We start from the raw sequence: 24,122 nt of genomic DNA on the forward strand, positions 1-24,122 counted from the left end.
CAGCCGTTGGGCATCGGCGTCGTCTTCTGGATCTGCAGCAGGAACTCGGCGTTCGACTTCGTCTGCTTCATCTTGTCGAGCAGCAGCTCGATCGCCTGCTGCGAGTCGAGCGCGTGCAGCACCCGGCGCAGCTTCCAGGTGATGGCGAGCTCGTCGCTGCCGAGCAGGATCTCTTCCTTGCGGGTACCGGACGCGTCGACGTCCACCGCCGGGAAGATGCGCTTGTCGGCGAGCTTCCGGTCGAGCTTGAGCTCCGCGTTGCCGGTGCCCTTGAACTCCTCGAAGATCACCTCGTCCATGCGTGAACCTGTGTCCACCAAAGCGGTCGCGAGGATGGTCAAGGATCCGCCGTCCTCGATGTTGCGCGCGGCACCGAAGAAGCGCTTCGGCGGGTAGAGCGCGGTCGAGTCGACACCACCGGACAGGATGCGGCCGGAGGCGGGGGCCGCCAGGTTGTACGCACGGCCCAGGCGGGTGATCGAGTCCAGCAGGACGACCACGTCGTGACCCAGCTCGACGAGACGCTTGGCGCGCTCGATGGCCAGCTCGGCGACCGTGGTGTGGTCCTCGGCCGGACGGTCGAAGGTCGAGGAGATGACCTCGCCCTTGACCGACCGCTGCATGTCGGTGACCTCTTCCGGACGCTCGTCGACGAGGACGACCATCAGGTGGCACTCGGGGTTGTTGTGCGTGATCGCGTTGGCGATCGCCTGCATGATCATGGTCTTGCCGGTCTTCGGCGGGGCCACGATCAGGCCTCGCTGGCCCTTACCGATCGGCGACACGAGGTCGATGATGCGGGTGGTCAGCACGCCCGGGTCGGTCTCCAGGCGCAGCCGGTCCTGCGGATACAGCGGGGTCAGCTTGTTGAACTCCGGTCGGCCGCGGCCCGATTCGGGCGCCATGCCGTTGACGGAGTCCAGCCGGACCAGCGCGTTGAACTTCTCGCGGCGCTCGCCCTCCTTGGGCTGACGGACCGCACCGGTGACGTGGTCACCCTTGCGCAGACCGTTCTTGCGGACCTGGGCCAGCGACACGTACACGTCGTTCGGGCCCGGCAGGTAGCCGGAGGTCCGGATGAACGCGTAGTTGTCGAGGATGTCCAGGATGCCCGCGACGGGGATCAGGACGTCGTCCTCGGCGACCTGCGGCTCGGCGCCGAACTCGTCGCGGCCACGGCGGCCACGGCGGTCGCGGTACCGGCCGCGGCGTCCGCGCCGGCCGCCTGCCTCGTCGTCGAAGTCGTCCTGCGGGCCGCCGCCCTGCCGCTGCTGCTGGCCGCCACCCTGCTGCTGGCGCTGGCCGCCCTGCTGCTCCTCGCCCTTGCCGCCACGGCGGTCGCGGTCGCGGTCGCGGTCGCGCTGACGGTCACGGCGGTCGCCGCGCTCGCCACGGTCACGCTGGCGGTCGCCGCGCCGGCCCTCGGCGGTGTCGGCCGCGGCCTCGGCCTTGGCCTCCGGCTGCGCCTCGGTCCTGGCCTCGGCCCGCACCTCGGTCTTGACGTCGCCCTTCGGCTCGGCCTTGGCGGCCTCGCCCTCCGGGCTGCCGGCGGGGGCGGTGGCCCGGCGCCGACGGCGCTCACCGGCGGGGGCGTCCTCGCTGGCCGGCTGACCCGGGATGTCGATCTGCTGCTGAGCGGCGGGCTTCTCGGCCTTCTGCTCGGCTGCCGCGACGGTCTCGTCAGTCGTACGGGCCTTGGAGGTCGCGCGGCGCTTGGGCTTGGTCTCGGCCTCGCCGCTGCCCGCCTCGGCGGCCTTGGCCGCGGCTCCGCCTCCGGCCTGCGCCTCCTTGATGACCTCGATCAGCTGGCTCTTGCGCATCCGCGCAGTGCCCCTGATGCCGAGGCCGGACGCGACCTGCTGCAGCTCGGCCAGGACCATGCCCTCGAGGCCGGTGCCGGAACGGCGGCGCCGTGAGGTGGTGCCAGTGGCAGCACCTGCGGCGGGCGCGGCGGTGTCGACACTGTTGTCGGCAGTCACGCCCATCAGATCGGTGGTGTCGCTCACGAAGGGTCCTTCCCTGGAGCGGACGTCGGCCTTCTGGCTCGGCGACCGGTTGTGCTGTCCGACGGCGGTCCGTGTCGCGGACCGAAGCCGGGGCGGTGGTCCCGCCGGGTACGGCGGAAGAGATGTACGTGCAAATTCCGGCCCGAGTTCCCCCTGCTCGGCCCTCTCTTCCGGGAAAAGCGAGGGGTGTCGTGCCGGTTCCGGAGCGTGCTCGAAACTGCTCAGGCAGGCTGCTCAGGCAGTTGGGGAGGCTCCCGGAAGAATGGTGGTCCCGAATGGGGACACGAAGCACCGCACCACAAGAATGTGGGCTGCGTACTTGAGGTTAACACTACCGGCTCCAACAAACATTCCCCCTCTCCATCACCGGCAATCCCGTGTCGCTACGAGGCGAGCGGCAGAACACTCGCTCCCGCGGCGTCCAGGGCCAGCCTGTTCGCCGCCCAGCCGTCACCTGCCAGCCGTGCGACCTTGTCGGCCGTACCGTCCTCGGCCAGCGCGAGCACCGTGGGGCCCGCGCCGGAGATGACCGCGGGTACGCCGTCCGCGCGCAGTCGGTTCACCAGGGCCACGCTCTCCGGCATCGCGGGGGCTCGGTACTCCTGGTGGAGACGGTCCTCGGTGGCGGGAAGCAGCAGCTCGGGGCGGTGCGTGAGGGCCTCGACGAGCAGCGCGGCCCGGCCGGCGTTGGCCGCGGCGTCGACGTGCGGGACGGTACGCGGAAGCAGTCCGCGGGCGGTCTCGGTGAGCACCGGCTTCCCCGGTACGAAAACCACCGGAACGATGGAATCCGACGGCTCCATCCTGATTGCGCGCGCCGCGCCGGCGTCGGTCCAGGCGAGAGTGAAGCCGCCGAGCAGACAGGCGGCGACATTGTCCGGGTGTCCCTCGATCTCGGTGGCGAGCTCCAGCAGCGCCGCGTCGTCGAGCCGGGCGTCGCCCCCTATGGTCACGGCGCGGGCGGCCACGATGCCGGCGCAGATGGCGGCCGACGAGGAGCCGAGGCCGCGTCCGTGCGGAATCCGGTTGGCGCAGACGACCTCGAGGCCGCGCGGCTGCCCGCCGAGCAGGTCGAAGGCCGTGCGCAGCGAGCGTACGAGCAGGTGGCTCTCGTCGCGGGGCAGCGTCTCGGCGCCCTCGCCCGCGATGTCGATGTGCAGACCGGAGTCCGCGACCCGCACGACGACGTCGTCGTACAGCCCCAGCGACAGACCGAAGGCATCGAAGCCCGGCCCGAGGTTGGCGCTGGTGGCAGGCACGCGCACCCGGACGGCGGCAGCGCGGAATGCGGGACCGGCCATCGCTCGACGACACTCCTTGGTTCTGATCCGTGCTGATCTTCGGTGATCTGTGATGATCGGGTCTGATCGGCGAAATTTTGGTGAAGGTGCGAAGACCCGTGGGCCGTAACGGCAACAACACCGCGGCATATGCGGCGGGGCGGGTTCAGTACAGCCTATCGAAGGAAGGAACTGCGGCGACATAGGGCGCACGGGAGGCGCACGATGCGTGTCGCACTCCCACTCGTGCCTCTGCGCCCGTCCCCGGGCGGCTTGCCGTTTACGCGTGCCACGCTCGCGTTACGCGTGGGGCTCGCGGGCGGCAACCGCCCAGGGGCTCGTGCCGTGCAGCACGCGCGACATGTGCGGCGTGTACGGCACATGCGGCGCGTAAAGCACCTACCGCATGTACCGCATGTACCGCACGTACTGCTTACGCGAGGCCGAGGCGCTCCGCCGCCGTTGCGGCGTCCACCGGGACGGTGACCGGCTGCGGCGCTCCGGCGACCGCCCAGTCCGGGTCCTTGAGGCCGTTGCCCGTGACCGTGCAGACGATCTTCTGGCCGGGGTCGACCTTGCCCTCCTCGGCGGCCTTCAGCAGACCGGCCACCGAAGCGGCCGAGGCGGGCTCCACGAAGACGCCCTCTCGCGTGGCCAACAGCTTGTAGGCCCGCAGGATCTGACGGTCGGTCACCTCGTCGATGAAGCCGCCCGACTCGTCCCGCGCCGCCAGCGCGAACTCCCAGGACGCCGGGTTGCCGATCCGGATCGCCGTGGCGATGGTCGACGGGTCCTTGACGACCTCGCCGCGCACGATGGGCGCGGAGCCGGAGGCCTGGAATCCCCACATGCGCGGGGTGTGGGTGGACAGCTTGTCCGCCGCGTACTCCTTGTAGCCCTTCCAGTACGCCGTGATGTTGCCGGCGTTGCCGACGGGCAGCACATGGATGTCGGGGGCGTCGCCGAGACGGTCGACGATCTCGAATGCCGCGGTCTTCTGGCCCTCGATACGGACCGGGTTGACCGAATTGACCAGCGCCACCGGGTAGTTCTCGGACAGGCCGCGGGCCAGCACCAGGCAGTCGTCGAAGTTGCCGTCGACCTGAAGGATCTTGGCGCCGTGGACCAGCGCCTGGCCCAGCTTGCCCATCGCGATCTTGCCCTGCGGGATCAGCACGGCGGAGACCATTCCGGCGCGGCCGCCGTAGGCCGCCGCGGACGCCGACGTGTTTCCGGTGGAGGCACAGATGACGGCCTTCGCGCCCTCCTCCTTGGCCTTGGTGATCGCCATGGTCATGCCGCGGTCCTTGAAGGACCCCGTCGGGTTCGCGCCCTCGACCTTGAGATATACCTCACAGCCGGTGGCGTCGGAGAGGGACTGGGCGTGCACGAGCGGCGTGCCCCCCTCGCCGAGTGTGACGACCGGCGTCGTGTCCGTCACCGGAAGCCGGTCACGGTACTCCTCGATGATGCCGCGCCACTGGTGCGTGCGAGTGCTCATGGGTCCTTACTCTCCTTCAACCCGCATGATGCTGGCGACACCACGCACGGTGTCGAGCTTGCGCAGCGCCTCGACGGTCCCGGAAAGGGCGGCGTCGGGCGCGCGGTGAGTGACGACGACGAGCGAAGCCTCGCCGTCCTTGCCCGTCTGGCGCACCGTGTCGATGGATACGCCGTGCTCGGCGAAGACCGTCGCGACCTGGGCGAGAACGCCAGGCTTGTCGGCCACGTCGAGGCTGATGTGGTACCGCGTCACCACCTCGCCCATCGGGCTCACGGGCAGCTGGGTGTACACGGACTCGCCCGGTCCGGTGGCCTCGGCGAGCTTGTTGCGGCAGACCGCGACCAGGTCGCCCAGGACCGCGGAGGCGGTCGGGGCGCCGCCGGCACCGGGGCCGTAGAACATCAGCCGCCCGGCCGCCTCGGCCTCGACGAAGACCGCGTTGTAGGCCTCGCGGACGGAGGCCAGCGGGTGGCTGAGCGGGATCATCGCGGGGTGGACGCGAGCCGTCACCGACTTGCCGTCCGCCGCCCGCTCGCAGATCGCCAGCAGCTTGATGGTGCAGCCCATCTGCTTGGCGGAGGCGAAGTCGGCGGCGGTGACCTCGGTCATGCCCTCGCGGTACACGTCGTCGAGGCGTACGCGCGTGTGGAAGGCGATGCCGGCGAGGATCGCGGCCTTGGCGGCGGCGTCGAAGGCCTCGACGTCCGCGGTCGGGTCGGCCTCCGCGTACCCGAGGGCGGTGGCCTCGTCGAGCGCCTCGGAGTAGCCGGCTCCGGACGTGTCCATCTTGTCGAGGATGAAGTTCGTCGTGCCGTTGACGATGCCGAGGACGCGGTTGACCTTGTCGCCCGCGAGCGATTCGCGCAGCGGCCTGATCAGCGGGATCGCACCGGCGACGGCGGCCTCGAAGTACAGGTCGCGGCCGTGTTTCTCGGCGGCGGCGTACAGCGTGGCGCCGTCCTCGGCGAGCAGCGCCTTGTTGGCGGAGACGACGGAGGCGCCGTGCTCGAAGGCGGTGGTGATGAGGCCGCGGGCGGGCTCGATACCGCCGATGACCTCGACCACCACGTCGATGTCGCCGCGCTGGACGAGCGCCTTGGCGTCGGTGGTGATCAGCTCCTGCGGAATGCCCTCACGGACCTTGGAGGGGCGGCGGACGGCGACCCCGGCAAGCTCCACCGGGGCCCCGATCCGCGCGGCGAGGTCGTCGGCGTGCGTCGTCATGATGCGCGCCACCTCTGAGCCGACCACTCCACAGCCCAGCAGCGCCACCTTCAGCGGACGCGTACGCATCATCCGACCTCGTTTCTCCATCAAGCAGGGTGCGAACCAGTCTCACTCACCGGACGAGGGTTTCTATCCATCGTCCGGATCCTGAGACATATATTTCATTAACCGACATCGAGACGCAGGAGATCTTCCTCCGTCTCACGCCGGACGATCACGCGCGCCTCGCCGTCGCGCACGGCGACGACGGGCGGGCGGAGTGCGTGGTTGTAGTTGCTGGCCATCGAGCGGCAGTACGCGCCGGTCGCGGGCACCGCGATCAGGTCCCCGGGCGCCAGATCGGCGGGCAGGAAAGCGTCCCGGACGACGATGTCGCCGCTCTCGCAGTGCTTGCCCACGACGCGCACCAGCATCGGCGCGGCGTCGCTCCTGCGTGAGACGAGGGCCACGCTGTACTCGGCGTCGTACAGCGCCGTACGGATGTTGTCGGACATGCCGCCGTCGACGCTGACGTACGTGCGCAGCCCGTCCAGCGGCTTGATCGTGCCGACCTCGTACAGCGTGAAGGCGGTGGGCCCGACGATCGCGCGCCCCGGCTCCACGGAGATGCGCGGGGTGCGCAGCCCGGCGGCCTCGCATTCCCGGGTGACGATCTCGCCGAGCGCCTTGGCGATCTCGTGCGGCTCGCGCGGGTCGTCGTCCGAGGTGTACGCGATGCCGAGGCCGCCGCCGAGGTCGATCTCCGGCAGCTCGACGCCGTGCTCGTCGCGGATCTCCTTGAGCAGGCCCACGACCCGGTGGGCGGCCACCTCGAAGCCGGAGGTGTCGAAGATCTGCGAGCCGATGTGCGAGTGGATGCCGATGAGCTCGAGGCCGTCGAGCTGGAGGGCGCGACGGACTGCCTCCGCCGCCTGCCCGCCGGCGAGCGCGAGCCCGAACTTCTGGTCCTCGTGGGCGGTGGCGATGAACTCGTGGGTGTGCGCCTCGACGCCGACGGTGACGCGGATCTGGACGCGCTGGCGCTTTCCGAGGGACTGGGCGATGTGCGCGACGCGGACGATCTCCTGGAAGGAGTCGAGCACGATCCGCCCGACGCCTGCGCGTACGGCCTTCTCGATCTCCTCGGAGGACTTGTTGTTCCCGTGGAAGGCGATCCGTTCGGCGGGCATTCCGGCGTCGAGGGCGGTGGTCAGCTCGCCGCCGGAACAGACGTCGAGGTTGAGGCCCTCCTCGTGGAGCCAGCGCACGACGGCGCGGGAAAGGAACGCCTTCCCCGCGTAGAAGACGTCGGCGTCCTTGCCGAACGCGTCGGCCCAAGCGCGGCAGCGGGCGCGGAAGTCGGCCTCGTCGAGGAAGTAGGCGGGCGTGCCGAACTCCTCGGCGAGCCTGGTGACTTCGATTCCGCCGACGGTGACGATCCCGTCGTCGTTGCGGGTCACGGTCCGGGCCCAGACCTTCTGGTCGAGCACGTTGAGATCGGCCGGCGGGGCCGCATAGTGCCCCTCGGGAAGGACGTCGGCGTAGCGGGGCCCGGCGGGGTGTGCGGAACGGCTCATTCTTCTCTCACATCTACAGGTGTTCGGGTGCGCTGATGCCGAGCAGGGCCAGGCCGCCGGCCAGCACCGTCCCGGCGGCTTCGGCAAGGGCGAGCCGGGAGCGGTGGGCGGCCGAGGGTTTCTCGTCACCGACGGGCAGTGCGGTGTGCTGGAACGCGAGGAAGGCGTCGGCGGTGGCTTCGAGGTGCCGGGCGACCCGGTCGGGGGCGCGCAGGCGGGCGGCGGACTCGAGAACGGCGGGGTGGTCGCCGAGAGCGGTGACGAGGACCGGCGCGTCGACGTCCTCGACGTATCCGGGGCTGATCCCGAGCTGCGCGGCGGCGCGGATCAGCGCCCGGCTGCGGGAGTGTGCGTAGCGCACGCGGAAGAGAGGGTTGCTCTCCCCTTGTACGAGGAGGCCGTCGTCGAGCCTCGGACGGTCGTGCCCGGCGGGCCGCAGCAGGGCCCAGCGGGTGGCATCGGGCCCGAAGCGGCGCAGCAGCTCGCCCGCGCGGGCACCGGCGGGCACGGGCCTCAGTTCGGTGAGGGGCGCGGGCGGCGTGCCTTCGGCGCCGACGTCGGCGGACACGGACCGCAGATCATCCGCGTGGGCACCGGCGGACACGGACCGCAGTTCAACCGCATCGGCACCAGCACCAGCACCAGCACCAGCGGGCACGGGCCGCGGCCCGGTGAGGGACACGGGCGGCGTGCCTTCGGCGCCGACGGTGACGCGGAGCCGCGCCCAGTCGGGGTCGGCCTCCTCGTCGCAGCTCGTCCGTACGAGCGCGCCCTGCGCCTGCAGCAGCCTGCGTACGGCGTCGGTGGTGACGGCGGCCCTGACCTCGGAGCGGTGGTGGTACTGATGTACCTGACCGGCCATGCCGCGGCCGTGCCCGTAGCGGTTTCCCTGCGCGAGCACCTCGCGGACCAGAGCATGCCGGGTGCCGACGGCCAACGTGATGTTGAGGAACCCGGGCCCGGTGATCTCGACGCCGGCGATCCCCGGGTGCTGGGCGAGCGTCTCGGACAGCACCTCGGCGACCCTGAGCGCAGGCATCCGGGCCTCCCGGGCGAGCCTCAGGGCGGCGTTGGTCGCATAGTCCCCGCTGCCGCCCGGCCGGGACCGTTCGACCTTCACCCGCTCGGGCACCGGCGCCGTGATGGCGCCCTCCTCGACCGCGCGGCGCACTGCGCCCTGCACGGTGCGGGAGAGATCTGCGGGGGTCACGGGGCAAGCGTATGGGAGGAAGGGGGTGTGATCGCGAACCGGTTTCGCCATGCGGTCAACCCCGCGCACTCCCCGCCCGCCCGGCACCATGCCTGCCGTCTACTGACGGCGGGCCCTCCTTGTGCATCAACTGCCGTACGAGCCGCACCAACTCGGCCGGCTCGAAGGGCTTGGCGAGAAAGGCCTCGACCCCGGCGGCGATTCCGTTCTCCACTTCGTACTGCGTACAGGCACTGATGATCGCGACCGGGATCCGCCGGGTCCGCGGATCGGCCCGCAGCCGCGCGGCGGTCCGCAGCCCGTCGAGCCGCGGCATCACCACGTCCATCGTGATCACATCCGGACGCACCTGATGCACGACGTCCAAGCACTCGGCACCATCGGCCGCGGTCACGACCTCGAAGCCCTCCAGCTCGAGATTGACCCTGATCAGCTGCCGAATGACCCTGTTGTCGTCTACGACAAGCACCCGGCCGGACACGCCTGACACAACTCGAGAGTAGGTCCGGGGGCGGGGCTGCGTCCGGGTTTTCCCCACTTCTGACCCGTGCGGGGGACACGCGATTTCCGAGCGACGGGCGCTGTTCGGACGCGGTCCGGGCGTCGGGCCGCGGGCAATTCGGGGTGCTGGCCGGGTCCCGTTCGGACACCGTCCCGGTATTGATCGGGTGGCGTTCCAGATGCCTTCGCGCGACGTCCTGGCGCGGTCCGGAACGCGGGGCGGATACGGGGCGGGATGGACGTACTGACGCGGTTCGGATGCGGGGCGGATGCGGGACGGGATGCACCGCCCTGATGCGGTCTGGTCAGCGCGCGACTACCGCCCGGAAATACCTGTTCACAGCCACCCCACCGGAGCTGGTAGGGTTCTACCCGTCGCCGCCGAGAGCGGCGGACGCCCCCGTAGCTCAGGGGATAGAGCAACGGCCTCCGGAGCCGTGTGCGCAGGTTCGAATCCTGCCGGGGGCACTCGTCCAGTACCTACTGAAAAGAGTAGGTGAGCAGGGCGGATGCCGACACGAGAGAGCGGGAACTAGTCTCACTGGGTCCCGCTCTTCATCGTTATTGCGCACTGATCGCGATAGACCTGCGATAGAGCCCTCCACAGCAGCTGGCCGACTGCATCAATCCACCGCCTCGCCCCGTCGAGATGCAGGGATCCGGCCCGTAGGGAGTTCCGGGCCGGGGTACGCATCGGTCTCTGCGCCGGGGTGGACGCCGACAACATCTGCCGGAACACTCAACCATCGAACGCATGTGCGCTTCCGAGGCTAGTCTCGTCCGGCTGACGTATCTGCCATTCCGATCCCCGGCGGACTCGTGGTCGATACGGTGGCGGCTACTTGAGAGGCAGGCGAGACATGAGCGACCGCACGAGCATCGAGTGGACCGAGGCCACCTGGAACCCAACCACGGGGTGCGATCGCGTCTCAGCAGGGTGCGACAACTGCTATGCCCTGACCCTGGCTAAGCGGCTGAAGGCAATGGGTGCCCCCAAGTATCAGAACGATGGGGACCCGCGCACCTCTGGTCCGGGTTTCGACCTGACCATGCATCCAGACGCGCTGAAGATTCCTTATGGGTGGCGCAGCCCGCGAACGGTGTTTGTGAACTCCATGTCCGACCTATTCCACGCGCGAGTGCCGCTCGACTTCGTACGGCAGGTGTTCGCGGTGATGGCAGACACCCCGCAGCACACCTACCAGATCCTCACTAAGCGGGCCCGACGGCTGCGGCGACTGGGCGGGCATCTTGAGTGGCCGCCGAACGTGTGGATCGGGGTGTCGGTGGAGGATTCCTCCGAGCTCGCTCGGGTGGATGAGCTAAGAGGAGTGCCAGCGGCAGTGCGTTTCTTGAGTTGTGAACCGCTGCTCGGCCCCCTGGATCAACTAAGCCTGGACGGTATCGACTGGGTGATCGTGGGTGGAGAATCCGGCCACGGACACCGACCGATGGACTCAGCGTGGGTGCTGGGTGTCAAGAGCGCGTGCGAAGCAGCGGAGGTGCCGTTCTTCTTCAAACAATGGGGCGGGGTCACACCCAAGTCTGGGGGCCGGGAGCTGCTTGGGCGTACCTGGGACGGTATGCCGCACCGTGCAGCGGCCACTCGCGTGGGATGACCTATGGCTCCAGTTCCTCCTCCTGGGGAGCGAAGAAGCGCACCACACTGTCAGTAGGCCACATGGTCCTCGCGCTCACCGGCCGGGTGCGAATGGCGACGCCTTCCTCAGCCAACCGCGTGAGCGCCGTGCGCAGATGGGAATCAAGATGTCCGAGCTTCGCGGCGGCGGCTGACAAAGCGGTCCAGGTTTGTTCGGTCCCCGCGTAGCTGCGCAGCAATTTCTCCAGAGGGCCAACGTACGCCTGGCCGAAGAGGTCTGGCTGGCCCGCGGTGACAGCCGAAGCACCTTCGCCCGTGTAGGCGTCAAGTTTCCACTTGACCGGGTTCCAGCAGTTCAAGCCGGCAGGGTGATGGGTGCCGAGAACCAAGTGGTAGCGGGCGCTGCGGTTGTGTACACGTACTGCGAAATGGCCGCTGAGCAGATCGCCTCGACGTAGGGCCCGCCCATACGCCTCGGCAAAAGCCCGAGTGCGTGCGGCGGCGCCTCGGATGGGGACAGCGTGCTTCCAATCGTCACCGCCGTAGTATCGGGTCATCGTCTGGTCGAAGCCTGCTCGCTCACAGAATCGGTGCAACTCCTCGGTGAACAAGGTGACCAAGACCTCGTCCCGGGCACGCTGCGCACAGGAGCTCACCGCCTGGTGAGGCAAGGACTTGAGATCGAATGGATCCAGAATCCACAGCACGGGCCGATCCCGCTCGCCCCCGTGAGCAACTGCCGCAAGCCGACTCTGCTGGTTGGCAAAGATGCCCGGCGGCTGAATGCGGATACGCAACCGCGGATCGCGCGGAAGGCGTGCGATCTGGCGGTGCAGCTCCTCAACGCGGTCGGGCCTCTCTTCGAGACAGATCAGGTTCAGAACGTTGAACCTGCTGCGGCTGGCGTGCTCCAAGAACGTCTGGGCCACCACCACAGACGATCCAGGGGCGCCGTCGGCGTACACACCGGGGCCAGCGAAACCATCGACGATGGTCGCCTCACGGAAGGTCTGCAAGATCTTGGGCATCCAGCACTGCAGGTAGTGACGGTAGACCAGGTGCTTGACCTGAGTGTGCGCGTCACTCGGCCACACTGTCCTCTGCAGCTCATGCTTGCGACTCATCGCGTATCCCCCCGCCGCCCGCCCCTGGCTTCGCACACGCACGTCCCTCACACCTTGGAGTCCGATCCGCGATCTGTCCAGAGCATGTAAAGGCGACTAGTGTGCGGGGGCATGAGCCGCGTGCCCCGAGTAGGTGCCACTTTCCCGCTGGTCTGCCCACACTGCGAGAAGCCCACGTTGGCCACGGTCACCAGTGAAGCCCTCGGAGGCGGCGAAGAGGAACCCCCGTACGTCCTGGAACTGGCCCTGTGTGGCAACTGCCACGACCCATTCCTGATGGCTGAAGAGGACTACGGTGAAGGGTGGGATGGCGAGCCAGCCATTCTCTGGCCCAAGCAACAACGGCCCCTGAGCCTCCAGGTCCCAGAAGCCCTGCGGCGCGAGCACGAAGAGGCGCGGCAATGCTTCTCGTCCAAGGCCTACACGGCGACGGCGGTCATGGTTCGCCGCACTCTTGAGGGAGTGTGCCTTGAGCAAGGCGTGTCCAGCACCGGGGGTCGACCCAAGCCTCTGTTCAAAATGCTCGCGCAGATGAAAGACGAGGGGAAGATCGACGGGCGGCTCTTCGAGTGGGCCCAAGCACTTCGGGTTCTCGGCAACCAAGGTGCTCACTTCACTGGCACCTCAGTGAGTCGCCAAGATGCCGCCGATGGACTGGCACTCGCTGAGGCCCTTCTTGACTATCTTTATGTCCTTTCAGCTCAATTCGATGCCTTCAAGGCGCGACGGGCCAAGGCTGAGCAAGACGACACTGACGGCTCTGCAGACTAGACGGGCGGAGAGCCAGGGGCGGCGGCCGCGCCCCTGGCTTCACACAACCGACCTCTAGCCACTCCCTACTCGGGCCAGTCAAGCTCCTTCTCGATCTTCTTGTTCATCGCCTCTTCTTGGCCGTAAATGCAGCCCTCGTAAACGCGATGGATCACCTCGGGCGAGTTACCAACCCTCCGCGAGACCTCGGCCACGGGCACGCCAGCGTTCAGCCATGTCGTGATGCAGGTGTGCCGCAGGTCGTACGGCCTCCCTCCGAGGATGGATGCCTGAAGGTCAGGCGGGAGGGCGTACTCACGGGCGTCCCGCCACACGCGCCAGTAGGTACTGCTGCCCACGAGGCCACCCCGCTCGTTCGTGAATAGTCGCCCGTCCTTGGCCGTACCAAACTCCTTGAGGTGGGCACGGAGCATGGCGACCAGCGGTGGCGGAATCGGGACCGGCCGGTCTTCCTGAGCCTCCCTCGACTTCAACCCCCGTACGTCGTGTCGTTCGCCGCTGTCCGTCCACTGCTTGCCGGACACCGGGCGAGTGTCGTGGAGTGTCAGCACCCCCCACCCCTTCTCAGGGAGATAGCAGTCAGTCTTCTTGAGCCCTACCGCCTCGCTCGGACGGAGAGCCGCGAAGTACATGACCGCGTAGAACGCCACCAGGCGACGCCCCTTCCGCCGGCTCCATGTCCCGACGTAGGAGACTGCGGTGAGCAGTTGAGCCGCCTGGACCTTGTTCACAAGAACCCGCGGGTCAACACGATCCGATGCGGAACTCGTCACCTTCTTGATAGCGGCCAGGGGGTTTGCCTCCAGCAGCTTCCGCTCAATGCCATATTCCACAGCAGTGTTGAGAGCGCGACGCCGGCGGCGTGAGGTCTCCCCCGCTGCAGGTGTGCCATCCAGCTTGAAGTAGATCCGGTACTGAACGTCTCTCAGGATCTTCGGATCGGCCAGAGATGAGACGGGAAGTGATTTCTTGGAGATCCACCCATAAGCACCTTCGAGTTCGGCTGGCGGCTCCGTGTCGCCGTTCTTGGGTATTACGGCCCACCGGAGCGCAAGGCGCAGGTCTTCTGGTGAGGGCATGCGCTGTTCCTGGTCCACCATGGCCAGCGTCACGGCAGCCAACCCGTCGGCGATGCCCTCACGGGTCTTGGCTGCCGCAGTCGGCCAGCGGAGCGCCATGTACTCCCGGCAGAAAGCGAACCAGGACAACTCTTCCCGAACCTGCCCGGCTGCTTCCGCAGCTCTTACCTCGGACTCAGGGAGCCCGTCGGCGATCCGAAATGCCTCGCCGCGGCGCATCGCCTGCCACAGCTCGGACCGGCGACTCTCCGCGAGAGCCGCCGTGGCGAACGTGGCGCTGCTGACCTTGCCGCCCACCTTCCAGCGCAGTTGGTAGGGGCGAGTTTTGCTCTGCGCCTTGGTCACCTTCCACAGGCGCACGTCCAGAGAGAACCCCTCTGGGGCCGGGCAGTTGTTCTGACCGGCCCCAGGGTTGGTGCCTTTCGTCACGCGCTCTCCTCCAGCGACTCAAGCCACCGGCTCAGCTCGGACCGGCGGATGCGCACGGTGCCGTTCGGCAGCTTGATGGACTTCGGGCCTTTCTTGCAGGCACGCCAGCGATAGAAAGTCGCTCGCGGTACGCCGATCTCTTCTATGACTTCGGGGATGGTCAGCATCTCTTCGCGGGGCCTGGCCACGATCTCTCCTAGGCAGAGGCGGTGGGGGCGAAGTCCGCCCCTTCCTGTCAGGTCCGCTACTTCCGCTACCTCCGCTACCGCCCTGGTCAGGGGCATGATCGTGGTAGCGGATAGGGGTAGCGGTAGCGGATAAGTCCGCTACCGGCCCTGCCGTGCGGTGGCTGGACCGGTAGCGGATGCGGCGGTCAGGTAGCGGATGAATCCGCGCTTGCCGCTACCTTTTTCAGGCCTCTGACCTGCGCGGTAGCGGAGGTAGCGGAAGTAGCGGACTCTCAGGGGGAGGGGGGCAGTAGCGCGCCCACGCGTCGTGCAGATCCGCCGCGTAGTAGCCCTTCATCACGCTGGTGCCGCTCTTGATGTTCCGGGCCGCGATGGGCTTGTTGTCCGCGGTCATGTACTCCCGCAACATCCGCGACAGCCCCCGAGCATCGAGCGGCCTGCCGCTCATGTCCGCCCACGGCGCCTCCTCCAGGCTGTGGAGCCGGTCCAGGACCGCGACGGTGGGGAGACGGTCGATGCCGTTGAAGACGTAGTCCCGCAGGTCCGCGAGCAGCCGGATGCCGATGCTGCCCTTGTCGCCTTCCTTGGCGGCGTTGACCAACTCGATGCATGCGGCGCGGGCCCGCTGGGGCCAGTGCCCGCCTGCCGCGTCCGCGACGGCGATGAGCGGTTCCCACACGTCGGCCGGCCGGTCGGTCACCTCCGGCGGGAGCTCGGGGAAGACACCGTCCACGAGGTGGCTGACGCTGGTTGCCCAGTTCGTGAGCCGGTCCCTCAGAGCGTTGCCTTCCTTCTCGTGGATGCGCTGCCGGTAGGGCTCCACCCGCTCGTTCCTCGCGCGGCGGCGCATGCGGATGATGACCGAGCGGGTGAGGATCGTGTCCGGGAGGGAGCCGAGTCCGGCCATGGCCACGGCGCAGTAGGAGGGGAACTCCTGCACCTGCTGATTGGCCCCGTCCCCCACGCAGCGCCACATGCCCACCCCGCGGCGGTGCCCGGCGTTCAGGAACCCGCGCAGCGATTCGTTGTCCCCCGCTTTCGGGCCGAAGACGGTGTCCACCTCATCGAAGAGGATCGTGGGCCTGGTCTCCAGCGTGGACACCGCGCGGAAGAGCACCGATGCCGAGGCGTTCGCAGCCACGAGCGGCTTCGGCACGAGGGTTTCCACGATCTCCAGCGCGCGGGACTTCCCCGAGCCCGGTTCCGGGGAGAGGAAGGCGATGCGCGGGGTGGCGTCGAAGCAGTCCAGCAGGTGCGCGTGCGCGTCCCACAGCGTCACCGCGACATAGGCCGCGTCGATGGGGAACACGTTGAACCTGCGGTGGAAGGCTTCGACCTCATCGAGCAGCGCCGCCCCGTCCGTCGCCGGACGGCTGGTCTGCTCCGTGCTGGTGTTGGTCATGCTGCGTTCCTCCCTTCCTGAGAGGTGCGGAGCGGGCACACGTCACGGTGCTGCTCGTGGTCTTGGATCAGGGCGAGCACCCTGCGGTGACCGACAGTGCTGCGGTCCCTGCCGCACGCGCATCGCGAGGTGGCGGTGGGCACCGTGCTGCGGCCGGGTGCGCTGATGTGCAGCCACGCCACGATGCGGCGGCCGTCGCCCGGGTGCGGGCCAGAGCGAAGAGCTGAAGGGACGCCCTTGCGGGCGGCGCCCTTCGGAGCGCCCACGGCTGCCGGGACCTTGACCGATGCGGCGGCGTGCGGCTGGTCGGTCGTGCTGGGATGGCTCTTCAGTGGGGAGGGGGCACGGCTGGTCATGCCGCCCTCCGCTGCGGGTTGTGGGCGATCGACCAGTCAAGGCCGCTGCGCACGGTCGAGCGGCACTGGCGCTCCGACAGGCCGGCGCACTCCCCCGCCGACTGAAGAGCCTCCTCCACCACATCGCGCGGGAGGTCGCCCCACGCGATGAACCGCCCGAGCGCTCGCGCCGCCGCGAGCAGCGTGGCGTTGCGCTCGCCCTGCGGCGCGTCCCGCACGCTCGCCGTTTCCGCCTGGAGAGCGGCTGCGGCGTACCGGGAGGCGCGGGACGACGACGGCACAGCCATCAGTCCCCGCGACGCCCGACGGGGCGTCAGAGGAGCACACAGCCAATCCGGCAGAGGGGCGGGCGGGGTGGGGTCCACGACCGTGTAGTGACCGGCGGATGTGGCGCTGCCGCCGGCGACGACGTAGCCGCCCCACGCGCGGGTGTCGATCAGCCTGCCGAGCCTGCCCGCGGTGTTCGCGAGCCGCACACCACGGGGGGCGGTGAAGTACAGATGCACTCCCCCGCTCGCAGTCCGCACCGTGTGGGTCGTGGGCACGGCCTGCCCGGCGCGCTCGCAGAGCGCCTTGAAGGTCGTCACGCCGCAAGGCGTGTCCGTACCGCCCTTGCTCTTGCGCTTGGGCATGTCGAGATCCACCACCAACAGCCCGGAGGGGCCGGTGGCGATACCGATGTTGAACGGGAGGTCACCCCAGGCCCGGCGGATGCGGTCCGGGTCGATGGTGGCGCGCTCCTCCCACTTGCGGTGGCCGCCAGCGCAGTCCCCGATGCCGGGGCAGACCGCCTCCCCGTGCAGGGCGGGGCGCTTCTCCTGGGGGCGGAGGGGGAAGACGTGCCAACCGCGCTCGGCCGCGTCCAGGGCGGCAAACAGGAGGTGTCGGTTCACGCCGCCACCCCCAGAGTGCGCACGCCGGCGAGGAAAGCCCGGCCGATCCACTCGCTGTAGGCGGGCGGGATGGCCTCGGTGAGTTCCTCGCGGACGTCGGTCCAGGTGATGCCCATGGCCTCCTGCAGCTCGCCGATGGTGGGCTTGCCGCCACCGTTGCCGTACGCGGCGACGTAGGGGCCGTCGTAGTACCGGCCATGCCGCCAGCCCTTCACCCGGCCGCGATGGGCAACGTGCACCGGTCGGGGAGCCGTCCAGCCGCCCAGCTCGAAGTTTCGATGCCGGATCACCCCGAGCCCGAACATCTCCCCGCACAGGGTTAGGTCCTTGCGGATCTCCGCGCGGCCGTTGGGCTGCTCGATCACGTACGGCAGTCCGGTCTTGTCGAGCAGGTCCCGGGTGGGTGCCACGAGTTCGACGTGGTCGCGGCCCCATCCCTGGGACCGGTTCGTGCCCACGGTCAGCGCACACTTGTCCTGGCACGGCGGGGAGGCGTGCACGAACGCGTACCGCTCGATCTCCCCCGACGCGATCAGCGCGGCGAGCCGTTCGAGTGCGTCGCCCCGGTGCATCGGGAAGGGGTAGTTCGGCCGGTCGGCGACGTCGACGCCGTGCACGTCGAACCCGGCGCGGTGGTAACCCATGCCTGCGCCGCCAGCGCAGGAGTAGACGTCGAGCAGTAACGGCCGCGGGCCGCCTGCTCGCCGGATGTGGATGGGTTGGGTCATGCTGGATGTCTCCAGTTCCTTGGTTTGGGCTGGGTTGCCGGGGCGGCCCCATGTCATTGGCGTGAGAGGGGGCCGCCTCGGGCGTCTCTAAGCCGCGTCGCGGCGCCGGACGGGGAAGTCGATGACCGTGGCCAGCCGGGCCGGCTCGGGCCTAGGCTGCGGGGCCTCTTCCCGCCCGGTCGGCGGCGGCTCGGTACCGGTGGGCTCAGTGGCCCGATGCGCAGCGAGCGCGACGGCGAGCGCGTCGTCGGCCCGGCGGGAGAGCCGGTGCCCGGCGAGACAGACGGCGGTGACGACGGCGCCCGGGGTGAGCAGGGCAGCGGCGGTGATGAGTTGGGCGTTCATGCCGCGTCCCTCCCGATGGTGGCGAGCAGCTCGGGGAGCGAGCCACCCAGAACGGTGAGACGGTGCTCGATCGCCTGCCACGAGCTGAGGTCGATGCTCACGAGCGCGGCGGCCGCCGTGGGGAGGTCGCCACGAGCGATGGCTTCCAGCGCGGTACGCAGTTCACCCGCCGCCATGAGTGTGATCCGATCGGTCATGGTGGGCTCCTTAGAGTTCGCCGAGGGCGTTGATGACGGCGACGGCGAGTTCGTTGATGGGTCCGGAGGCGCCGGTGGAGGCGAGGAAGAAGCCGAACCCGGCGGCGGTGAACGCGGAGCCGTAGCCGAGGGAGTTGGAGCGCAGGAGGAAGAACAGGACGAGTCCGAACAGGGCCACGAGCGAGACGGTGACGACCACGAGGGAAACTCCTTTGACGGTGTGTCGCGATGGCTGGCTAAGCTGCGGGCACCCTCGGGTGCCGGCAAGCTCGGGGGTTCGGCCGACGGTTGCGCCCGCCTAGCTCCTGCTCGGAGCGGGGTACGTCTCATGACGGGCACCGTCGGCCGCTTTGTGTCCGGGTCAGCGGGTGCCGTCGCGGTGAATGCGCGCGGCGACGTTGTAGAGGTGGCGGCCGACGCGTATGCGTTTGCCAGTGGCCTTGCAGCGGCGGCAGTCCTTGCCGCGCTTCGTGCGGCCCTTGCGGTCGTGCTTGATCGCGTGGCCGAAGCCGCGGCACTTGCGGCAGTCGCCGAACGGCGAGGCCGTACACAGCCCGCCGTAACCGAGAGTGACGGCGAGTAGGCAGGCGATAGCGAGCAGGGCAGGGGTCATGACGGGCCCTCCCAGGCGGTTTCCAGGGGTTTTCGCAGTGGGCCGCTATCCGCTAGCGACCTGATCAGAGTGGGTTTGGGGTGCTAGCGGGGCCGCTAACGTTAGCGGGGTGTGCCGCTAGCGCTAGCGGCCCGGACCATCAGCCCGCGTCCCGCTTTCCGTCACGCTCCGCAATCATCGTGGTGATGTGGGAGCGGTCGATGCCGCGCCGGTTGACGACCTTCCCGTCCACGCGGCGGCCGACCTGGATGGTGGCGATGCCGTGCGGCTTCAGCGCGGCGGCGAGCGCGTCCGGGTCCCAGCCGTCGTAGACCTCCGGCCGCAGCTCCGCGAGCCGCGCCACGACGGTCTCGGACCACACCTTGGCCTCTTTGGCGGGGACGACGGCGAGGATGTCGGCGAGCAGGTCGTAGGCGGGGCTGGCTGGCTCGGGTGCTTCCCCGAGCGCGTGGCCGGACAGCGTGCCTGCTTCCTCGCGCAGCCGACGGGCGCGGGCGCCGATGGCTTCGGCATCGCGCCCGTCGACGTAGATGGCGCGCACGATCCGGGCATCGGAGCCTTCACCGACGAAGTAGTGGATGCCCTTGTCGCCCCAGGCGAACATGGTCGCCCGCACCCCTCGCTTGTACGCGGAGGTGCCGAGCACCATGTCGTTCTCCAGCTGGCCCATGACCTTCAGGCACCAGCGAGCCGACGCATTCGCCGAAATGCCGGTCGGCAGGGCCTTGGCGTCCGGTCGCTGCGTGGCGAGCAGCAGCACGATGCCGGTGGCCGGACCGCGCTTGACCAGGTCGGTGGCGATCTCCTCGAACTCCTTGGCGTGCTCAGGGTGCTCGAACAGGACTTGACACTCGTCCACCCCGATCACGATCGGGTGCAGTCCCAGGGAACGCTTGTCCGCCAGGGACGAGGTGACCTTGGACTCCGGGCAGATGTCCCTGGGCAGGGAGCGGATCACCTTGGTGCGGCGGCGCAGTTCCTCGCGCAGTGCCCGGAAGTCGTTCAGGCAGTACCCGATGGACTCGTCGTCGTCGCCCGCGGCATGCCGATGCGAGACGGCGTCCCCGACCGGGTCGAGGTCGCCGGTGCCCTTCATGTCGTAGGTGTGCAGCTCCGCCCGCGGGTCCAGCGCCGCGACGAGCAGCAGGAGGCGGAGCAGGAACGTCTTGCCCATGCGCGGGATGGCGCCGATGACGCCCGCGATGTACATGAGCGTGGCTTCGACCCAGCGTCCGCGCTGGTCGGTGCCGTAGGCGACCGGCTTGAACAGGTCCACCGAACCCGACTTGAGCAGCGGCCACTTGGGCTGCTTGGCGCGGGACATGTCCTGATCGCCGACCCACAGCACCAGGTGCCCGGTGTGCTCATCCGGCACCGCCTCCGGCCACACGCAGCCCAGCGGACGGCGCAGACCCGAGGCGAGGCGTTCGCGGCGCTCGATGATGTCCGTGACCGTGACGCCGTAGGGGAGGTTGCCCTCCGCGCGCCAGCCGGGCCCGTCGCGGGTGATCGGGGCGGTGAACTCGAACCCGTCCCGTCCCTTGCTCTGGGCCTGGTTGATGGCCGGGATGCCGAGCGCGCCGAGCGCGCGCAGCACGATGTCACTGGTGAGCTTGGTGGCCTTGGGCATCTCCACGGCCCGGTGGATCACCGGCGCATCTGCCTGCCGGCCGTTGAACCCGAGCGCCATCACCAGTGCCGAAACGGACAGGGCTTGAAGCCAGCCGGGGGCGAGGACGTAGATGGCGAGCGCCGCCCCGAGGCCGACGAACATGGACAGTACCGTCACCAGGGTCCGCAGCCGTACCCGGCCATCCCGCTGCCGCGACAGCTTCAGGTAGTCGGCAGCGTCCTCGCGGCGGACGGCGGCCAGTCGGACCGGCTCGCCCTCGCGGTCGGCCACCCACCGCATCGTCCCCCCGATGAACCGGGCGGCACCGGCCGGGGCCTGGAGCGCGAGGCGGGCAGCGTAGATGGGGGCGCGCAGCGCGTGATACCCGGCCGCGTGCGCGTAGTGCCGGGCCACCCACGCCGCTGCGGTCTTCAGCTCTGCCGTCGACCGCAGCCACACGGGAATGACGTCCCGGCGTCGGGCGCCCATGAGCCGACCCAGGTAACCCGGACCGGCAGCCGCCGGATTCGGCTGGTCGACCACCACGGCGGCCGACGGGTCGCCCGACGGCTCCGCGGTCGGGTCGGCCGATCGGTCGGGGGTCGGGTCGGTGTGGGAGTCGGCCGACCCTGCGCGGGCGGACCGGGCCTTGCTGAGGTCGACCACGTCGGCGCCCGAGTCGGGCCCGGAGTCGGCTCCCATCTCGGCTTCGAGTCGGTTGAAGAGTTCGTTCTCATCGTCGTGATTCACTGAACGTTCCTCCCTGGGAACGGGGTTGGAAGGGGCCCGGACGGCGCTTTGGACGGCAGGCGTCCGGGCCCGCTGTGGTCAGGCGGCGCGCTGTTCCTCGGGGTAGGCGCAGGTGACGCACGTGCCGAGCGTGGGCGGGATGACGTATCCGGCATCGCGCTGGCACTGCGGGCAGGTTCGGCGGGCGAGCAACGCCAGAGCGAGCGCGCCCCACTTCCGCGACGTCATCGGCCGGACCGGCTTGGCCTGGTCGATGCGGTACAGGTGGGCGACCATGACCCCGGTCTTGCGGCGGGGTGAGCGACGCATGAGCTGCGCGGCGACGGGCTGTCCGCCGGGCCGCAGTCCGCGGGCGCGGAGCTGGCGGCGGGTGGCGTAGCCGTCCGGGGCGAGGCGCCACGGGTAGGTAGGGATTCCGTAGCGGGCGCCGGTCGGGTCGTAGCACTTCCCGTAGGCCGGCGACATCAGGCGACCATCCCTACGTCCAGAGCGGTACGGGCGCCGCGCCGTCCGGAGCGGCGGCCGGTGACGGTGGCGAATAGGCGGCCGAGCCCGGCCCGGCGGATCCCCGCCCGGCCCTGCTTCGCCGCATACATCGCCTCATCCGCCCGCCCCAGCAGCGCGGACAGGTCCTCACCGGGGAAGTCCGCGGCACGCACCCAGCCCAGAGAGACCGTGGTGCGCACCGCCGCGGGGTGTCCGTCGACCGGGCGGGCGAGCACACCGTGCAGTACCGCGAGCAGATCGCCCACGGTGCCGTGGCGGTCGATGACGACGGCGGCGAACTCATCGCCCCCGAGCCGCCCCGCCACACCCGAGGTGCCGACGTAGTGGGCCAGCCGCTGAGCGGTCGCCTGAAGGAGCGCGTCCCCAGCGGCGTGGCCGTGGGCGTCGTTGATGTGCTTGAAGCGGTCCACGTCCGCGAGGACCACCACCGCCCGCGGATCCCTCAGCAAGACCGCGGCGCGGCGAGTGAAGCCGTCGCGGGTCCGCAGCCCGGTGAGCGGGTCGCGGCGGGCGGTGTGCAGGCGACGGCGCAGCCAGTGCGCGTGCACGGCCCATCCGGCGGCGAGCGGCCCGGCCACGGCGAGAGCGGTTACGAGGGTGCTGCTCATGCCACGGCCCCCTCACGCTCGATGGGGTGCAGGAGCCGGCCGTCCGCGCGCTCGGCAAGCAGCGCGTCCCGCACCGTGCGGGAGTTGGCAGCCGAGCAGCGCAGCGCGGTCCGGATCGCCTCCGCGTTGATCGCCTCATCCGCCCAACCGGCGGTGGCCTCGCGGGCCTCGGCCAGCAGCTCCGCAGCCGTACGGGACGCTTTCGCCTTCGTGCTCGGCTTCCGGCCCTGGCGGCGCGGCTTGGGCGCCCCGGCCGTCGCGCCGCTCGCAGCCTCGGGCTCCGGCTCGGGTTGGGGCTGGGGCTCGGGAGCAGGGTCGACGGGGATCGTCGCGGGGGCCAGATCACCCAGCTTGAGCAGCACGCGGGTGCGGTGCGGGGTGTGCTTGCGCCACCGACGCCCGTACACCTCGCGCAGCTCGGCGCGGGCCAGCTGCCGCTCCTTCTCCCGCTCCAGCGCCTCGGTGTAGGAGGTGATCTCCCACAGCGTCATGCACCGCCACAGGGCAAACGTGGAAGGGAAGGCCAGCAGCCACCGGCCAAAACGGATCTTGTCCATCCGGCGGCCGGTCGCAGCACCGATGCGCACCGCGTAGATATGGGCGCCAATCTCGGAGAACACCACCCACAGCAGCGGCATCGTGCCGTGGGCCACCTTCGCCCACAGCCCATGCCCTGCCGCCACGTTCAGCCCGCAGGTGACCAGCGTCAGCGCCCAGGGCACGAACCGCACCCACGCCAGCGCCATGTCCATCCGGATCAACAGCAGATTGGCCACGGTGAACACCGGGATCGCCACATCGATACCGACCGGCAGCATCCACGGATCCCCGAACCCCCACCGGGCCGCAGCCTCCGACACCGCGTCGAACGACGCGATCAGCCCCAGGGCACCGACACCGGCCGCGGCGAGCGCGCCCAAACCGGCAAGCCCCATCTCCGGGCGCGTCAGCGGCGGCACCGCCGGCCGCTCCGTGATTGTCCAGGTGGTCATGTCGCACCCCCGCCCACCGGCCAGACCTTCGTTGCGGCCGTCACGGCCACCCGCACCGGGTGCGGGTGGTACTCCGGACCGGTGTCCTCGGTCCACTCCCACTCCGCGCTGTCCGCGAGCACGTAGCCGAGCGAGGCCAGAGCCTCCGCCCGCTGCTCCACACTCGGGATCTCCGGGGACGTGGGCCACGTGAAGGTGGGCCACTCGCTCAGCAGCCCAGTGATGACCACGAACAACTGCCAGCACGGACCGGCCGTCCGTGCCGGGACCGTTGTCCCGCAGCAGCGCAGACTCATCTGAGCCCGCAGCACCCGCCCGCTCACGCCGCCACCCCCTTGCGGACACGCGGCCGACGGCGGACCGCGGGGCGGCGCGTCAGCGGGGTGACGTTGAACAGCTCCGGTGCGAACGCCTCGATCGCCTCCGCGGCGACCCGGGACACGTCGTCCGGCAGGCTCGGGTGGTCGGCGAGGATGTCCCGAGCCGCGTCCAGACGAGCGGCCCGCTCCTCCTCACTCTCACCCTCGACACCCAGCCACAGCTCCAGCGGGGTGCCAAGCACGAGTTCAACGAACTCTGTGGCCGTAACAGCCACATGACCAGCAACGATGGCTTTCATGGGTCGGCTCCTCTCAGACGGGAAC

26 protein-coding genes and 1 tRNA gene are annotated in these 24,122 nt (G+C 69.6%); 3 read left to right on the forward strand and 24 right to left on the reverse strand.

What is annotated here, in order from left to right:
- The 7 genes from rho to ACWGI8_RS14655 form a co-directional block, all read right to left on the reverse strand.
- Positions 1–2,006, reverse strand: a 2,006-nt coding sequence (gene rho, locus ACWGI8_RS14625; RefSeq protein WP_453660924.1) for a transcription termination factor Rho, incomplete at its 3' end; no start/stop codon positions are given.
- A 383-nt stretch (positions 2,007–2,389) separates the two neighbouring features.
- Positions 2,390–3,307 carry a homoserine kinase gene (thrB, locus tag ACWGI8_RS14630; RefSeq protein ID WP_453660925.1) on the reverse strand — a complete coding sequence of 306 codons (918 nt, stop codon included), beginning with the start codon at positions 3,305–3,307 and terminating at the stop codon, positions 2,390–2,392.
- 412 nt (positions 3,308–3,719) lie between these two features.
- Complete coding sequence (gene thrC / locus ACWGI8_RS14635; RefSeq protein WP_453660926.1) at positions 3,720–4,787, reverse strand: threonine synthase; 1,068 nt, start codon at positions 4,785–4,787, stop codon at positions 3,720–3,722.
- 6 nt (positions 4,788–4,793) lie between these two features.
- Positions 4,794–6,083, reverse strand: a complete 1,290-nt coding sequence (locus tag ACWGI8_RS14640; RefSeq protein ID WP_453660963.1) for a homoserine dehydrogenase — start codon at positions 6,081–6,083, stop codon at positions 4,794–4,796.
- Positions 6,084–6,181: 98 nt separating this feature from the next.
- Positions 6,182–7,573, reverse strand: coding sequence for a diaminopimelate decarboxylase (gene lysA, locus ACWGI8_RS14645; protein ID WP_453660928.1), 1,392 nt, complete (start codon positions 7,571–7,573; stop codon positions 6,182–6,184).
- A gap of 13 nt (positions 7,574–7,586) precedes the next feature.
- Entirely contained in the window at positions 7,587–8,783 is a 1,197-nt protein-coding gene (nrtL, locus tag ACWGI8_RS14650; protein ID WP_453660930.1) for an ArgS-related anticodon-binding protein NrtL, read from the reverse strand.
- 55 nt (positions 8,784–8,838) lie between these two features.
- Complete coding sequence (locus tag ACWGI8_RS14655; protein ID WP_453660964.1) at positions 8,839–9,264, reverse strand: response regulator; 426 nt, start codon at positions 9,262–9,264, stop codon at positions 8,839–8,841.
- Positions 9,265–9,680: 416 nt separating this feature from the next.
- Between ACWGI8_RS14655 and ACWGI8_RS14660 the strand changes: the two genes are divergently transcribed.
- Positions 9,681–9,752 (forward strand) — tRNA-Arg (locus tag ACWGI8_RS14660).
- A gap of 392 nt (positions 9,753–10,144) precedes the next feature.
- Positions 10,145–10,903 carry a DUF5131 family protein gene (locus ACWGI8_RS14665; protein WP_453660931.1) on the forward strand — a complete coding sequence of 253 codons (759 nt, stop codon included), beginning with the start codon at positions 10,145–10,147 and terminating at the stop codon, positions 10,901–10,903.
- Position 10,904: 1 nt separating this feature from the next.
- Here ACWGI8_RS14665 and tcmP read toward each other — a convergent pair whose 3' ends face one another.
- Positions 10,905–12,008, reverse strand: coding sequence for a three-Cys-motif partner protein TcmP (gene tcmP / locus ACWGI8_RS14670; RefSeq protein WP_453660933.1), 1,104 nt, complete (start codon positions 12,006–12,008; stop codon positions 10,905–10,907).
- A gap of 177 nt (positions 12,009–12,185) precedes the next feature.
- Between tcmP and ACWGI8_RS14675 the strand changes: the two genes are divergently transcribed.
- Entirely contained in the window at positions 12,186–12,779 is a 594-nt protein-coding gene (locus tag ACWGI8_RS14675) for a DUF4145 domain-containing protein (RefSeq protein ID WP_453660934.1), read from the forward strand.
- A 65-nt stretch (positions 12,780–12,844) separates the two neighbouring features.
- Here the strand turns inward: ACWGI8_RS14675 and ACWGI8_RS14680 are convergent, their stop codons facing one another.
- The 16 genes from ACWGI8_RS14680 to ACWGI8_RS14755 form a co-directional block, all read right to left on the reverse strand.
- Entirely contained in the window at positions 12,845–14,287 is a 1,443-nt protein-coding gene (locus ACWGI8_RS14680) for a tyrosine-type recombinase/integrase (RefSeq protein WP_453660936.1), read from the reverse strand.
- Positions 14,284–14,475, reverse strand: coding sequence for a helix-turn-helix transcriptional regulator (locus ACWGI8_RS14685; protein WP_453660938.1), 192 nt, complete (start codon positions 14,473–14,475; stop codon positions 14,284–14,286). Before ACWGI8_RS14685 ends, ACWGI8_RS14680 begins: the two co-directional genes overlap by 4 nt.
- Before the next feature lie 223 nt (positions 14,476–14,698).
- Positions 14,699–15,877 (reverse strand): DUF3631 domain-containing protein, encoded by a 1,179-nt coding sequence (locus tag ACWGI8_RS14690; RefSeq protein WP_453660940.1) that lies wholly within the window; start codon positions 15,875–15,877, stop codon positions 14,699–14,701.
- Positions 15,874–16,233, reverse strand: coding sequence for a hypothetical protein (locus ACWGI8_RS14695; protein WP_453660941.1), 360 nt, complete (start codon positions 16,231–16,233; stop codon positions 15,874–15,876). Before ACWGI8_RS14695 ends, ACWGI8_RS14690 begins: the two co-directional genes overlap by 4 nt.
- Positions 16,230–17,126, reverse strand: coding sequence for a bifunctional DNA primase/polymerase (locus ACWGI8_RS14700; protein ID WP_453660943.1), 897 nt, complete (start codon positions 17,124–17,126; stop codon positions 16,230–16,232). The genes ACWGI8_RS14695 and ACWGI8_RS14700 overlap by 4 nt, the downstream gene beginning before the upstream one ends.
- Positions 17,123–17,854: a DNA methylase gene (locus ACWGI8_RS14705; RefSeq protein ID WP_453660944.1), complete on the reverse strand. Its 732-nt coding sequence runs from the start codon at positions 17,852–17,854 to the stop codon at positions 17,123–17,125. The genes ACWGI8_RS14700 and ACWGI8_RS14705 overlap by 4 nt, the downstream gene beginning before the upstream one ends.
- 87 nt (positions 17,855–17,941) lie before the next feature.
- Positions 17,942–18,199 (reverse strand): hypothetical protein, encoded by a 258-nt coding sequence (locus ACWGI8_RS14710; protein WP_453660946.1) that lies wholly within the window; start codon positions 18,197–18,199, stop codon positions 17,942–17,944.
- Complete coding sequence (locus tag ACWGI8_RS14715; protein ID WP_453660948.1) at positions 18,196–18,396, reverse strand: hypothetical protein; 201 nt, start codon at positions 18,394–18,396, stop codon at positions 18,196–18,198. Before ACWGI8_RS14715 ends, ACWGI8_RS14710 begins: the two co-directional genes overlap by 4 nt.
- A 10-nt stretch (positions 18,397–18,406) precedes the next feature.
- Positions 18,407–18,595 carry a hypothetical protein gene (locus ACWGI8_RS14720; RefSeq protein WP_453660950.1) on the reverse strand — a complete coding sequence of 63 codons (189 nt, stop codon included), beginning with the start codon at positions 18,593–18,595 and terminating at the stop codon, positions 18,407–18,409.
- Positions 18,596–18,757: 162 nt separating this feature from the next.
- Complete coding sequence (locus tag ACWGI8_RS14725) at positions 18,758–19,009, reverse strand: hypothetical protein (protein WP_453660951.1); 252 nt, start codon at positions 19,007–19,009, stop codon at positions 18,758–18,760.
- Between the two features lie 139 nt (positions 19,010–19,148).
- Positions 19,149–21,371 carry a cell division protein FtsK gene (locus ACWGI8_RS14730; RefSeq protein WP_453660953.1) on the reverse strand — a complete coding sequence of 741 codons (2,223 nt, stop codon included), beginning with the start codon at positions 21,369–21,371 and terminating at the stop codon, positions 19,149–19,151.
- Between the two features lie 78 nt (positions 21,372–21,449).
- On the reverse strand, positions 21,450–21,836 hold the full coding sequence (locus ACWGI8_RS14735; protein WP_453660955.1) for an RRQRL motif-containing zinc-binding protein: 387 nt from the start codon (positions 21,834–21,836) through the stop codon (positions 21,450–21,452).
- Positions 21,836–22,486, reverse strand: a complete 651-nt coding sequence (locus tag ACWGI8_RS14740) for a GGDEF domain-containing protein (RefSeq protein ID WP_453660956.1) — start codon at positions 22,484–22,486, stop codon at positions 21,836–21,838. The genes ACWGI8_RS14735 and ACWGI8_RS14740 overlap by 1 nt, the downstream gene beginning before the upstream one ends.
- Positions 22,483–23,478, reverse strand: coding sequence for a DUF2637 domain-containing protein (locus ACWGI8_RS14745; protein WP_453660958.1), 996 nt, complete (start codon positions 23,476–23,478; stop codon positions 22,483–22,485). The genes ACWGI8_RS14740 and ACWGI8_RS14745 overlap by 4 nt, the downstream gene beginning before the upstream one ends.
- A complete protein-coding gene (locus ACWGI8_RS14750; protein WP_453660959.1) occupies positions 23,475–23,801 on the reverse strand; it encodes a DUF6303 family protein in 327 nt (108 codons plus the stop codon). Before ACWGI8_RS14750 ends, ACWGI8_RS14745 begins: the two co-directional genes overlap by 4 nt.
- The gene (locus tag ACWGI8_RS14755) at positions 23,798–24,097 is read right to left on the reverse strand and encodes a hypothetical protein (protein ID WP_453660961.1); all 300 of its coding nucleotides are present in this window, start codon (positions 24,095–24,097) and stop codon (positions 23,798–23,800) included. Before ACWGI8_RS14755 ends, ACWGI8_RS14750 begins: the two co-directional genes overlap by 4 nt.
- Between the last annotated feature and the right edge of the window lie 25 nt (positions 24,098–24,122).

This window comes from Streptomyces sp. NPDC054841, assembly GCF_053611045.1.

Coding starts and splice junctions, on each gene's coding strand:
- thrB (WP_453660925.1), bottom strand. CDS start 3,307: ATGGCCGGTCCCGCATTCCGCGCTGCCGCCGTCCGGGTGCGCGTGCCT.
- thrC (WP_453660926.1), bottom strand. CDS start 4,787: ATGAGCACTCGCACGCACCAGTGGCGCGGCATCATCGAGGAGTACCGT.
- ACWGI8_RS14640 (WP_453660963.1), bottom strand. CDS start 6,083: ATGCGTACGCGTCCGCTGAAGGTGGCGCTGCTGGGCTGTGGAGTGGTC.
- lysA (WP_453660928.1), bottom strand. CDS start 7,573: ATGAGCCGTTCCGCACACCCCGCCGGGCCCCGCTACGCCGACGTCCTT.
- ACWGI8_RS14665 (WP_453660931.1), top strand. CDS start 10,145: ATGAGCGACCGCACGAGCATCGAGTGGACCGAGGCCACCTGGAACCCA.
- tcmP (WP_453660933.1), bottom strand. CDS start 12,008: ATGAGTCGCAAGCATGAGCTGCAGAGGACAGTGTGGCCGAGTGACGCG.
- ACWGI8_RS14690 (WP_453660940.1), bottom strand. CDS start 15,877: ATGACCAACACCAGCACGGAGCAGACCAGCCGTCCGGCGACGGACGGG.
- ACWGI8_RS14695 (WP_453660941.1), bottom strand. CDS start 16,233: ATGACCAGCCGTGCCCCCTCCCCACTGAAGAGCCATCCCAGCACGACC.
- ACWGI8_RS14705 (WP_453660944.1), bottom strand. CDS start 17,854: ATGACCCAACCCATCCACATCCGGCGAGCAGGCGGCCCGCGGCCGTTA.
- ACWGI8_RS14710 (WP_453660946.1), bottom strand. CDS start 18,199: ATGAACGCCCAACTCATCACCGCCGCTGCCCTGCTCACCCCGGGCGCC.
- ACWGI8_RS14715 (WP_453660948.1), bottom strand. CDS start 18,396: ATGACCGATCGGATCACACTCATGGCGGCGGGTGAACTGCGTACCGCG.
- ACWGI8_RS14725 (WP_453660951.1), bottom strand. CDS start 19,009: ATGACCCCTGCCCTGCTCGCTATCGCCTGCCTACTCGCCGTCACTCTC.
- ACWGI8_RS14735 (WP_453660955.1), bottom strand. CDS start 21,836: ATGTCGCCGGCCTACGGGAAGTGCTACGACCCGACCGGCGCCCGCTAC.
- ACWGI8_RS14740 (WP_453660956.1), bottom strand. CDS start 22,486: ATGAGCAGCACCCTCGTAACCGCTCTCGCCGTGGCCGGGCCGCTCGCC.
- ACWGI8_RS14745 (WP_453660958.1), bottom strand. CDS start 23,478: ATGACCACCTGGACAATCACGGAGCGGCCGGCGGTGCCGCCGCTGACG.
- ACWGI8_RS14755 (WP_453660961.1), bottom strand. CDS start 24,097: ATGAAAGCCATCGTTGCTGGTCATGTGGCTGTTACGGCCACAGAGTTC.